6 protein-coding genes are annotated in these 14113 nt (G+C 35.0%); 3 read left to right on the forward strand and 3 right to left on the reverse strand.

Features of this window, described 5'->3' with window-relative positions; translation table 11 throughout:
• Positions 1 to 6: 6 nt before the first annotated feature.
• Entirely contained in the window at positions 7 to 552 is a 546-nt protein-coding gene (locus tag TD29_RS02475; RefSeq protein ID WP_040278680.1) for a YfiT family bacillithiol transferase, read from the forward strand.
• Here the strand turns inward: TD29_RS02475 and TD29_RS02480 are convergent.
• From TD29_RS02480 to argS, 3 genes are all read right to left on the reverse strand, one after another.
• Entirely contained in the window at positions 549 to 1511 is a 963-nt protein-coding gene (locus TD29_RS02480) for a lipid A deacylase LpxR family protein (protein WP_316931845.1), read from the reverse strand. The genes TD29_RS02475 and TD29_RS02480 overlap by 4 nt on opposite strands.
• Positions 1512 to 1616: 105 nt before the next feature.
• Positions 1617 to 8525, reverse strand: a complete 6909-nt coding sequence (locus TD29_RS02485) for a choice-of-anchor Q domain-containing protein (protein WP_052466951.1) — start codon at positions 8523 to 8525, stop codon at positions 1617 to 1619.
• A gap of 184 nt (positions 8526 to 8709) precedes the next feature.
• Positions 8710 to 10494, reverse strand: a complete 1785-nt coding sequence (gene argS, locus TD29_RS02490; protein ID WP_040278682.1) for an arginine--tRNA ligase — start codon at positions 10492 to 10494, stop codon at positions 8710 to 8712.
• A gap of 58 nt (positions 10495 to 10552) precedes the next feature.
• Here argS and TD29_RS02495 point away from each other — a divergent pair, with 58 nt between their 5' ends.
• The gene (locus TD29_RS02495; RefSeq protein ID WP_084203372.1) at positions 10553 to 11701 is read left to right on the forward strand and encodes a glycoside hydrolase family 53 protein; all 1149 of its coding nucleotides are present in this window, start codon (positions 10553 to 10555) and stop codon (positions 11699 to 11701) included.
• A gap of 341 nt (positions 11702 to 12042) precedes the next feature.
• Positions 12043 to 14097, forward strand: coding sequence for a tetratricopeptide repeat-containing sensor histidine kinase (locus tag TD29_RS02500; protein WP_040278685.1), 2055 nt, complete (start codon positions 12043 to 12045; stop codon positions 14095 to 14097).
• The last annotated feature ends 16 nt before the right edge of the window (positions 14098 to 14113 follow it).

The following is a 14113-nucleotide window of genomic DNA, read 5'->3' on the forward strand; positions in this document are numbered from 1 at the left end:
GCGCTCATGACGACACAAGATTTATACAAATTACGCTTTCCAATTGGCGAATTTAAAAAGCCAAATTGTATATCTTCTGAAACGATACATATATGGATTTCAGATATTGAGCATTTCCCTTCGGAAATTGAAAAAATCACAAAAAATCTATCCACAAATAGTTTAAATTGGCAATACAGACCAGAAGGCTGGAACATCAAACAAGTGGTGCATCATTGTGCAGATAGCCATATGAATTCTATAATAAGATTTAAATTAGCGCTCACCGAAGATGATCCCATCATAAAACCGTACTTTGAAGATCGTTGGGCACATCTTATCGATGGTAACGATGACAATATAGACCATAGTTTAAATTTATTAAAAGGGCTACATGCTAAACTAGGTCAATTATTAAAGCACATTTCTAAAGAAGAACTCTCAAGAGAATTTATACATCCTGAGCATGGGAAACGCTTTAGAATCGATGAAACTATTGGCATTTATGCTTGGCATAGCAATCATCATTTAGCACATGTGAAACAAGCAATTGCTCATAAAGGTCAATTTTAAAACGTAAATCCAATACGAATTCCACCCCATTTTGCAGTATCTCCAGAGCTAAATTCTTTTGTAATACTAGAACGTGTGTATTCAAAATAAAGAGTTTTGGTGTGTATAATTACACCATAATTAAACTGAAATGTAAAACGTTCAATAGCGTTAGATGAAATTGTATACGCACTTTTTCTATTCCATACACCACCTTGCAAAGTCGCATCATAACCTACAACATTAAAAATGGGTTGCGCATACGTGTAGATTTGAAAATTTTTCTTTTTTTCTTCGGAATTAAATGAATTATTAAACTTTCCGAAGATCACATTAGACCCAACCGAAGCGTTTGTAAACAAAGTTCCTATATTTAGATTAGATTGAACTTGCATCGCAATCATATTGCTAAAATTTAATAACTGTTTTTCAATTCCTACGTTATAATTTAGAACCAGGTCATTTTTAATTTGATGTTTCCAACCTAGAGGAATGGTATTACCTGTAGCTTCATGAATTCCGACTTGCATTTCCTCACCAAAAGCTCCAGGACCAATTAAACCTAAATTTAAAGACGAATGCAGCCTTAGTTTTTTATCTGTACTCCTACCAATCACAGCGCTTTTAATCATAATTGCTGCTGCAAAAGGACGATCTCCAAATTGAATATCTGGCAGTTCATATTCATCTGGAGTAAAACCAATATGCTCAATTGCTAATCCATATTTTATAGTAAAGTCTTTTGGTTTAATTAAAATTGAATTTACAGGATTCTTTATAAAAAAAGGAGATATAAACTCTAAGCTATAGCCTTGTGTATAATTTTTATCACTTGATGCAAAATAATCATTGTCGTAATTAAATCTAAAATAACGATCACTATCCAAATCCCTATAAGACACAAGGTTATCAATTTTTTGACCGTATGCACTATTTATAAACAGTACCCAAAACATAATAAAGCTAAGTTTTTTCATCATAAATATTTACGTTATTAACCAAACATCAGTTTTATGATATACATAAAAAAGAGAGCCACCTTTCGGTAGCTCTCAAACAAAATTTAGCTAGTGAGGACTAAGCCACTATTCTAAAATAAGTTTATGTGTCACAGAACTATTATCTGAAGTTAAATTCAAAATATAAAGTCCTGAAGCCATACCATTTATATCAATTGTATTTAATCCTGTATTTAAAGTTGTTTCTTTTACAAGTTGCCCTGTAATAGAAATTACTTTTAGGTTTATGTTTCCTGAGATATTATTTCCAATTTCAATATTGAAAACTCCTTTTGAAGGATTAGGATATACACTTAAGACATCTGTTTCATTAAAATCATTAACTGATAATGCAACTTGAGCTTCGTAGGCTCCAATGTCACGAGACATACCAAATACAGCTTGACCAATTTGATCTGTAAACGTATCTAAAGAATCACCAGCATCAAATGCAGGAGAACCATCAAGTAATTGGTGCGTCATTGTTGTACCTCCATTATTTTGTAACGGTCCAACAACAGGATCAACACCTACAATATCATTAGTCTGTGCTGTGAATATTGCTAAATCGTCTGTACCAATTAAATTATAATCGTTAGAGGTCAATGTTCCTGAAACATCAGTTCCAGAAGCAGCCGTATTTAAAGCGACAATAGTATTTTTAATACTTACTTCATTAACAGCATCAATACCTCCAGCTACTCCTGTAGAAGAATTCATCACAACTGTCACAGCATTTAAATCAAGACTAGCACCATTATTAGTTAATCCACCTCCTGATATAGTTGCAGAATTACTAGAAATTGTACTTGTCATTACAGTGGTGATAGCACCAGAGTTATTGTAGATTCCTCCACCTTCTCCAGCAGTATTATTATCTATTGTAGAGGTAGCTACATTCATTACAGTTCCATTTTGGTTCCATAATCCGCCTCCTTCATTTGCAGCAGCATTACCTGTGATTGTACTTGTAGAGATAGTAACTGTACCTGAAGTTCCAGTAACATGTAATCCACCACCATTTCCAGGTGCTGGAGTTCCTGCTCCTCCATTAACATCATTACCACTCATTACAGAATTTGTAAATGTTAAAGTTCCATCAATGATTTCTATTGCTCCACCAGCTCTATTTGCTGAGTTAGAATCAAAAATAGAATTTGTAACCGTTACATCACCAGCAGTACTTAACAATCCACCACCAGAAGCTGAAGCTCCATTAGATATATTGTTAGAAATTACGGTTCCGTTTGATACATTTAAAGTTCCACCATTATTAAATACTCCTGCTCCTCCACGATTTGCATCTGGACCTTGAGCGATATTTGAATCTATAGTTACAGCATCTAATGTCATAACACCAGCACCATTCCATAAACCACCACCTTCTCTTGCTGCAGTATTACCATTTACCATACCTCCAGTAATAACAGAATCACCAGGTCCTGTTATATGTAAACCTCCTCCATTTCCTGGAGCAGCACCTGTAGTGTTATTAAGAAGATTAGTATTTGTTATTGTTAAAATACTTCCAGAGATTGAATTTTCTTCAATAGCTCCACCTGCTCTAACAGATGAGTTATTGCTTATTTCAGAATCCATAACAGTTAGTGTTCCCATATCATTTAAGATTCCACCACCTGATCCCAAAGCACCTGCAGCATCATTATTACTAATTACTGTACCGTTTTGAACAATTACTATTCCTTCAGCGTTGAAGATACCTCCTCCACCTTCGTTTGCCATTGCTCCGTTTGCGGTATTGTTATCAATAGTTACATTATCAACTGTCATAGTACCAGCTTCATTCCATAATCCACCACCTTCTAAAGCAGCAATGTTTCCATTTACTGTTCCTCCAGTTATTGTAGAATTTCCAGGGCCTGTCATATGCAATCCACCACCATTTCCTGGCGCACTACCTGTTGTATTGTTATCTAAAGTAACATTAGTAAGTGTTATTGTACCTACTCCATTAGACGAGTTATCTTCAATACCTCCTCCTGCTCTATTAGAAGAGTTTCCAGAAATTTCAGAATCTGAAACTGTTACAGATCCACCATCTACATTTTGAATTCCGCCACCAGAACCTGAAGTACCATCAGCTAAATTACTTGTAATTAATACACCATTTTGAATGATTAGTGTACCACCATTATTAAAGATTCCTGCTCCTCCATTATCGGCATCATCACCACTTGCTGTGTTGTTTTCTAGAGTTGAACTGTCTATAGTCATTGTTCCAGAACCATTCCATAATCCACCACCTTCTGAAGCAGCAGTATTACCGTTTGTAGTTCCTCCTGTAACATTAACTATACTGTTTCCACTTACATGTAATCCACCACCATTTCCTGGTGCACCTGGTCCAGTAACTACTCCAGCATCATTAGAATCTAAAGTCACATTGGTAAGCATTACTGCTCCACCTCCATTAGTTTCTATTCCTCCACCTGCACGATTTGCTTGATTATCCATAATAGTGGCACCATTTGCAGTTAAAGTACCTGCAGCATTTAAAATACCACCACCTGTTGATTGAGCACCATTTGCACTATTATTAGTAATTGAAGTTGCTCCTGAAATATCAAGTGTACCACCTTCATTAAAAATTCCACCACCACCTGCAGCACCTGCAACTGTATCGTCATTACCTGACGCTATATTTCCATCAATTGTATGATCAATAATTGTCATCAAACCAGATCCATTCCACAGACCTCCACCTTCATTAGCAGCAGTATTTCCATTTGTTGTTCCTCCTGAAATTGTAGCATTACCAGGACCTGTTATATGTAAACCACCACCATTTCCTGGTGCACTTCCTGTTGAATTATTATTTAAAGTAACATTTGTGAAAATTAACGTACCTGATGCCATCGTAGAATTATCTTCAATTCCACCACCTGCTCGGTTAGCCGTATTTCCTGAAATTGTAGTGTTAGAAACAGTAACATTTCCTCCTGATACATTTTGAATACCACCTCCAGAACCAGAAGTTCCGTCAGCCATATTATTTGTAATTAATGTTCCGTTTTGAACTATTAACGTCCCACCATTATTAAAGATTCCTGCTCCACCATCATCTGCTGCTGGACCACTTGCAATATTCGCATCTATTTCTGTTCCATCTACAGTCATTATTCCAGATCCATTCCATAATCCACCACCTTCTCTGTTAGCAGTATTACTATTAAATGTTCCTCCAGTAATATTAGAATTAGCTGCACCTGTAATATGAAGTCCTCCACCATTTCCTGGAGCTGAACCTGTAGTATTAGAGTTTACTATTGAATTGGTAACGTTTAATGTACCTTCAATAATTTCAATTCCACCACCTGCTCGATTTGAAGTGTTAGTTGATATTTCCGAAGCATCAATAGTAACAACACCATCTGTAGAGAAAACTCCACCACCAGAACCAGAAGTTCCTGAAGCTGTATTATTAGTAATTGTTGTTCCGTTTTGAACATTTAAAGTACCTCCATTATTAAAAATTCCTGCTCCACCATCATCTGCTGCTGCACCTTGAGCTTCGTTACTATCTATCACAGTACCACTTACAGTCATGGTTCCTAAACCATTCCATAATCCACCACCTTCACGAGTAGCAACATTACTGTTTACGGTACCTCCTAAAATGACTACATCTGCTGATCCTGAGATGTGTAAGCCACCTCCATTTCCTGGGGCTGAACCTGTTGTATTGAAATCTAGAGTAGTATTTATAAGGTTTAAATCTCCTTCAATTAACTCTATTCCTCCACCAGCACGATTTGATGTATTGTAAGCAACCCATGAGGTGTTTACAGTTACATTTCCGTCGGTAGAGAAAATTCCACCACCAGAACCTGAAGCTCCAGAAGCTAAATTATTTGTGATTGTTGTTGAATTTTGCACAACCAAAGTTCCTCCATTATTGAAGATCCCTCCACCACCATTATCTGCTGGATCACCTTGAGCATCGTTAGCATCAATTAGAGTATTATCAACAGTCATGGTACCTAAATTATTCCATAGACCACCACCTTCTGATGCTGCTAAATTTAATGTAATTGTACTGTTATTTATTGTGGCGCTTGTTGTTCCTGATAAGTGAATTGCTCCTCCATTTCCTGGATTTGGAGTAATTGTGTTACCTAAACCAATATCAACACCTGCGGCATTTGCTGTTAAAATAACACCATCTAAAGTTAATGTTCCATTTGAACTGTCTTCTATTGCTCCACCAGCTCTACTTGCGAAATTTCCAGAAATAGTTAAGCCAGTTGCTAGATTTAGACTTCCTCCTGTATTATTGAAGATTGCTCCTCCACGTCCGCCAGGAGTTGCAGCACTTGCTATATTTCCTGTAAGTGTAGTTGTAGCATCAACGTTTAATGTTCCTCCATTATTGAATAATCCACCACCACCTGTAGCGTCTCCGTTTGCTGTGTTTCCTGTGATTGTTGTTCCATTTACAGACATTGTACCAACACTGTTCCATAAACCACCACCTTCAAAGGCTGTATTATTTGTTACTGCACCAGAATTATAAACCACATCTCCTGCTCCAGAAATATGAAGTCCACCACCATTTCCAGGTGCTGGTCCATTTACTGTGTTTGCATTTAATGTTACATTATTAAAGGTATATGTTTCTCCAGATGCTGAATTTATTTCAATTCCTCCACCTGCTCTGTTTGCTGTATTATTTTCTATGGTTAATCCATCAACATTTAATGTTCCTGGTGTTAATGTGAAAATTCCACCACCAGAACCCAATGTTCCTGAGGCTGTATTGTTTGTTATTGTTGTTCCTGGCAATACGATTAAAGCACCTCCATTATTGAAGATTCCTCCTCCACCATCGTCACCTCCTGCACCTTGTGCATCGTTTGAATCGATAGTTGTACCATCAACAGTCATTGTTCCAACATTATTCCAAAGTGCTCCACCTTCACGTGAAGCGACATTGTTGTTAAATGATCCGTCTGTAATAGTTGCATCTGCATTACCACTAATGTGCAACCCACCTCCATTTCCTGGCGCTGAACCTGCATTATTTGAACTAATATTAAAGTTTCCGAAGATATTAATAGAACCATCAATAATTTCTATTGCTCCACCTGCTCTATTTGCACTGTTAAAAGCTAAAACAGCATCTGAAATTGTTACAACACCATCTGTACTAAAAATTGCTCCACCAGAACCTGATGTCCCATTAGCAACGTTATTAGATATTGCGTTTCCACTACCAACAATAAGTGTTCCGCCATTGTTGAAAATTGCTCCTCCACCATCGGTAGCATCATTACCTGAGGCAATGTTACCATCCATGATTGTTAAACTAACATCCATAGTTCCTTGGTTATTCCAAAGTCCACCACCTTCTTGAGCTGCTAGATTATTAGAAATTTGACCAAATCCAAAAACGGTAGCACTAGTTGTTCCTGATAAGTGAACACCTCCACCATTACCTGGATTTGCAGTAATTGTATTACCTAAACCAATATCAACACCTGCAGAATTCCCTAATAAATTAACTCCATTAAGAATTAATAATCCATTTGAAGAATCTTCTATCGCTCCACCAGCTCTACTTGCGAAATTTCCAGAAATAGTTAAGCCAGTTGCTAGATTTAGACTTCCTCCTGTATTATTGAAGATTGCTCCTCCACGTCCGCCAGGAGTTGCAGCACTTGCTATGTTTCCTGTAAGTGTAGTAGCAACATCAACATTTAGTGTTCCTCCATTATTGAATAATCCACCACCACCTGTAACGTCTCCGTTTGCTGTGTTTCCTGTGATTGTTGTTCCGTTTACAGACATTGTACCAATGCTGTTCCATAAACCACCACCTTCAAAGGCTGTATTATTTGTTACTGCACCAGAATTATAAACAACATCTCCTGCTCCAGAAATATGAAGTCCACCACCATTTCCAGGTGCTGGTCCATTTACTGTGTTTGCATTTAATGTTACATTATTAAAGGTATATGTCTCTCCAGATGCTGAATTTATTTCAATTCCTCCACCTGCTCTGTTTGCTGTATTATTTTCTATGGTTAATCCATCAACATTTAATGTTCCTGGAGTTAATGTGAAAATTCCACCACCAGAACCCAATGTTCCTGAGGCTGTATTGTTTGTTATTGTTGTTCCTGGCAATACGATTAAAGCACCTCCATTATTGAAGATTCCTCCTCCTCCATTATCACCACTATCACCTTGCGCATCGTTTCCGTCAATCATCATTCCGTCAACAGTCATTGTTCCCATGCCATTCCATAAGGCTCCACCTTCTAGAGCTGCTATATTTCCACTTGCATTTCCTCCATTAATAGTTACAGAACCATTACTAGACACGTGAATTGCACCACCATTTCCTGGCGCTGCTGTTGCTGGTGCAACTCCTGCATTGTTATTTAAGAGCGATACATTATTTAATGTTGTTGTAATTGTTGCTCCACCAGCAGTTTTATCTTCAATTCCTCCACCAGCTCTGTTTGCTGTGTTAGAAGATATTTCGGTATCATTAACCACAAGAATTCCTCCTACGTCATTAAAAATTCCTCCTCCAGAACCTGCTGGAGACCCTGTAGCATTAGCAACATTATTTGTAATAATACAATCGTTGATGGTAACATTAGAAGTTGTCATATAAATAGCACCACCATCTGGAGCTACTCCATTTGTAAGTGTTAAGTTGTTTAATACTACATTTCCTGCGGAAATGTTAAAAACCCTACCATTAAAATTAGCATCAATTGTTACAGTAGTTACAGATGTACCTTCTATAGTAAGATCGTTACTTATTGTTAATTCACTATTTAAAGTTACTGTAGTTACTGCTGGCGCAAAGGTGATTGTTCCGCCAGGAGCTGTGTCTGCGATTTCGTTTCGCAATGTTCCGTCAGATCCATCATCCAAACCGCTAGTTACAACTTGCGAGAATGAATTAAATGAAACAAGTAAAGTTACTGCGAATGCAATAACAAGAGTAATTTTGTTTTTCATTTGATTAGTGTTTGATTAAAGGTTAATTATTACCTCTTGAGGAAAGGCACAAACACTTACGAGAAAATTATACATGCGGTTTTCTAAAATCTTAATTTAACATTTTATTAAGATTTTAGAGTAAAGCTATTACACTACTATATGATATTTTTCACCTCTTATAAAAATTGTAAAAACAATATAATTACATACGTTCAGGCACATTAATACCTAATAAGCCAAATGCATTTTTGATTGTATTAGCAACACATTGTGCCAACTGCACCCTAAATACTTTTTCGGTTTCGGTATCTGCTCCTAAAATGGATACATTTTGATAAAATGAATTAAACTCTTTTACTAAATCGTAAGTATAATTAGCAATTAATGCTGGACTATAATTATCTGCAGCATTATGAATAACCTCTGGAAATAGCTCCAGTTGTTTTAAAAGGGCTCTTTCTTTATCATGCAAAGTTACTTCGTTTTCATTAAAATTAACATGAGTATCAACATTAGACTTTCTTAAAATAGATTGTATTCTAGCGTATGTATATTGAATAAACGGACCTGTATTACCTTGAAAATCGATTGACTCCTTAGGGTCGAACAAAATTCGTTTTCTCGGATCTACTTTAAGTATAAAATATTTTAGAGCTCCTAAACCTATGGTTTTATATAGATCTTGTTTTTCTTGTTGAGAATAGCCATCTAGTTTTCCTAATTCTTCAGAAATCTCACCAGCAGTCTGTGCCATTTCATCTACTAAATCATCTGCATCTACAACTGTACCTTCTCTACTTTTCATTTTTCCTGACGGTAAATCTACCATACCATAACTTAAATGGTATAAATTATCTGCCCAATCAAACCCCAATTTTTTTATAATTAAGAATAGTACTTGAAAATGATATTCTTGCTCGTTACCAACCGTGTAAACCATACCTCCAACATCAGGAAAATCTTTTACACGTTGAATTGCTGTACCAATATCTTGAGTCATATAAACTGCTGTACCATCACTACGCAATACAATTTTTTCATCTAGACCTTCTTCGGTTAAATCACACCAAACAGAACCATCTTCTTTTTTTATAAAAACACCTGTTTTCAAGCCTTCTTCAACAAACTCTTTTCCTAATAAATAGGTTTGACTTTCGTAATATAATGTATCAAAATCTACACCTATACTTTTATAAGTGGCATCAAAACCTTCGTAAACCCAACCATTCATGGTTTCCCATAATGCATAAACCTCCTTGTCACCTGCTTCCCATTTGCGAAGCATGTTTTGTGCTTCTAATAAAATGGGTGCATTTTTTTTAGCATCTTCTTCGGTTTGTCCTTCGGAAATAAGCTGTTGTATTTCAGCTTTGTATTCTTGATCAAATTTCACATAGTAATTCCCAACAAGCTTATCGCCTTTTAGTCCAGACGATTGTGGAGTTTCCTCATTTCCGAAGCGTTTCCAAGCCAACATACTTTTACAGATGTGAATGCCTCGATCATTAATAATTTGAGTTTTATACACTTTTTTACCTGAAGCTTTCAAAATATTAGATACACTGTAACCTAAAATTACGTTTCTAATGTGACCTAAATGCAAAGGTTTATTGGTGTTTGGTGATGAATATTCTACCATGACTGCTTTTCCTTTGGAATTTGGAGTCACAAATCCATATTGAGAATTAGCTTTTATACTATTAAAAAAGTTGATATAATGAGCATCATGTATTTCTATATTTAAAAATCCTTTAACCACATTAAAGGCTTTTACTTCTTCAACATGGTCTACTAAAAACTGTCCAATTTGCTCACCAATTTGAACAGGATTTCCCTTTACCACTCTCAACATTGGAAATACAACTACAGTAATATCTCCAGCAAATTCTTTACGTGTTGCTTGAAATTCTACCGATTCTAATTCTGCGTCAAAAACAGTTTTAATAGCCTGTTTTACGTTTTTTGAGAGTGTCTCCTGAAGATTCATTTTGGTATAGATTTTAAGTCTGCAAAGATAGACTTTTTATTAAATTTACGATGTAAATATGTTACATTTGAATATGAAATATATGATGTTTTTACTGCTATCTATTCTAATTACTGCTTGTAGTTCTTCTGATAATACCATTGATGAAGAGGTATCACCTCCAGATCTAGAACCTATGTTTTATAAAGGAATGGATTTATCGTTTCAATCTGAATTAGAGAATTATAATGTAACTTATAGAGACACCAATGGCACTCCTGTTGATTTATTAAACTTTGTCACATCAAAAGGAACCAATCTCATAAGGCTCAAACTATGGCATACATCGCATAATGGAGAAAACACGTTAAGTGATGTTAAAGCTTACGCTACTCGAATTAAAAATGCTGGTTCTAGTTTTTTATTAGATTTTCATTACAGCGATTTTTGGGCAGATCCAGGAACTCAAACTCCTCCTGCAGCATGGCAAAATATGACTCAAGAAGAGTTAAGAACTGCCATTTACTCTTATACAAAAGATGTTGTTACTCAATTAAAAAATCAAAACACCTTGCCCGAAATTATTCAAATAGGTAATGAAACCGATAGTGGATTTCTTTGGAATCACGGAAAAGTATGGGACGCGTTTTCTAACAATTGGGGGAATTATGCAGCTCTAGTTCGAGAAGCCATTAGAGCTGTTAGGGAAGTGGATACAGACGGTAACGTCAAAATTATGTTACATCACTCTAATGTTGAAGAGTCTACCTACTTTTTTAATGAACTGGCACCTTTTGGAATAGATTTCGACATTATTGGGTTGTCCTATTATCCACAATACCAAACCAAAGACCTCAACCTTGTTGCTAATGCGCTTAATATGCTTGCTATTACCTTCGGAAAAGATATTTTATTAGTAGAAGTTGCTTACCCTTTTACATTGCAATGGGACGACAACCAAACTAATTATATTGGAAGTTTAAATCAAACGATACCAGAATTCTCACCAACACCAGAAGGCCAAAAAGCATATTTAGAATGGTTGATTTCTATCATTAAAAATATCCCAGACCATCGAGGAATAGGATTTTGTTATTGGGCTCCAGACTGGGTTACATTTCCCAATAATGATATAAGTGTATCTGGCGGAAGTGCATGGGAAAACCAATGTCTATTTGACTTTGACCATAAGGTTTTACCCGCTCTAGATGTATTTAATAACAACTAACTAACAACTAGTAATTTATATTTCACACAAACTTTGCCATGCATTTTATCGATAAAAGTGCTGTTTTTCCATGATTTTTACCGTTTATCTATTCGTCGATGTTTTTAATTTTTTCAAGACTCACTTTAACTAATTTATAGGTATTAAAACCTAAAAATTAGGGTTTAAGAAGCTTTTTTCACATTTTTGAATTGCTATTAATCAAAGTCCCAAACGTTGATGAAATTTAATAATCAATCTTTATCGAGATTGACTCTATTATTTTTACACCATAACTACCTAGCTACAAAGGAAGTTTCGTGTGCAAATAATTTTGCAATTGTTGATACCCTAATTAAAAAATGAAGCAGTTAATCACATTAGCTGTTTTATGTATGTCGCTTTTTTGTTTTTCCCAAACAAATGAGATCGACAGTCTTACTGTGGAATTAGCTTATCAAAAACAAGACTCATCAAAAGTTGAAACCTCTTTACGATTAGTTAAAGCACTCTACGAAGCAAAAAGTTACAAAAAAGCCCTTACTTATATTGATAATACAGAACGCTTAACTAAGTTTTTAAATCACACCAAAGGCATTGCAGAAGTTAACTATTATAAAGCTTTAATATACGCTTACAATGAAGATTATTACAACGCTATAGATGGTTATAATAGATCTCGCAGGTATTATAGTCAATTAGGCGACACCTTAGGAATTGCCAAAGTAAATAACAGTATTGGTTTAATTGAAATTAAGCGTGGTAATTATGGTGTTGGTTTACAAAACTCATTATCTGCGATACAAATTTTTGAAACTAAAAATCTTAAAAACGAACTAAGCTCTGCTTATAACAATCTTGCAGAAGCTTATTATAACACTCAACAAGTAGATAAATCTTTAGAGTTTAATATAAAAGCACTAGGTGTTAGAGAACAATTGAAAGACAGTTTAGGCATTAAAACGTCTACTCGTAACATTGCTACATTATATTCTGAAAGAAAAGAACATAGAAAAGCTATTGAGTACTACGAAAAAGTATTAAAACTCCTCAACCCAAAAACAGACCAAACACTTAAAGGGGAAATATTACCTCGAATTGGCGCAGAATATTTACGATTTAAAGATTATGATAAAGCTGCAGAATACTTAGTACAAGGCTTAAAATTTAATAGAAAAATAAAGAATGACGATGGAGTGTTAAGAGCTCTAAATGCTGTTAGTGAATTAAATATTCAACAAGGTTATTTAAAAACAGCTACAATCCAGGTGAATGAAGCTTATGCCATTGCTACTAAAATTGATAATAAGCCAGAACTTCTTAAAAACTACAACCTACATAAACAACTAGATTCTACAAAAGGTAGGTTTCAAAATGCGTTTTTTTGGCAAAGCAAATACTATAATTTAAAACGTGAACTAGACAAAGAGACTCAGCCTGTAATTCCTGTAATTACTGAACCTATTGAAGTAGAGCCTGTAGAAGATCTTAAAGACTTTAATACTATAGCAATACAAGAGCAAGATGAAAAAGAAGCCATTGAGTTTAAAAAGCTTAAAGCAATTTCATATGTTTTAGGAGCAGCATTTTTAATTGTATCAACGATATTATTATTAATCTATTTGAAACGAAAAAACACTATAAAATTTAATCAAGAACTTAGAGATAAGAACAAAGAAATTAACCTAAAAAACAGAGAGTTTGCGCAACAAACCAAACATCTTGAAGAAGTGAACAGTGTAAAAGATAGATTATTTTCAATTGTATCACATGATTTAAAAGATTCTATTTCTTCTATTAAAGGATTTATAGATTTATTAAAAGAAGATAGCATTTCTCGAGAAGAGTTTTATGACCTAGTCCCAGAACTCAGTGAAAATGCAGATAGTGCTTCTCAATTACTTTACAATCTTTTAAATTGGTCGAAGTCTCAAATGCAAAACTTAGAACCTAAAGCTGAACTTTTTAATATTCAAGATATTTTTAGAAACAAAATAAGCTTAGTTGAACAAAAAGTTGAACAAAAACGTATTGTACTTATAGATGAGTCGCATAGAGATTTTATCTATGCTGATAAAAGTATGATTGAAATTGTAGTTCAAAACCTAATTACAAATGCTGTAAAGTTTACGCGTGTTGGTGATACTATTACGGTTTCAAATTCTGACTTAAACGGAAAGAGCTTAATTTGTATTGAAGATACAGGAGTTGGAATTTCTAGAGAAAATATAGACAAGTTATTTCAAAGTGGTACGTATACAACAAGAGGTACAAGTAATGAAAAAGGTACAGGTCTAGGCTTAACAATTTGTAAAGAGTTAGTTGAACTTAATAATGGTAGAATTTGGGTAGAAAGCACGCCTGGAATAGGAACTAAATTTTATGTTGAACTCCCTAAGATAGAGCCTAATAATTAAACCTATTTAATCTCTA

This window comes from Psychroserpens damuponensis, assembly GCF_000826655.1.
GTDB lineage: Bacteria > Bacteroidota > Bacteroidia > Flavobacteriales > Flavobacteriaceae > Psychroserpens > Psychroserpens damuponensis.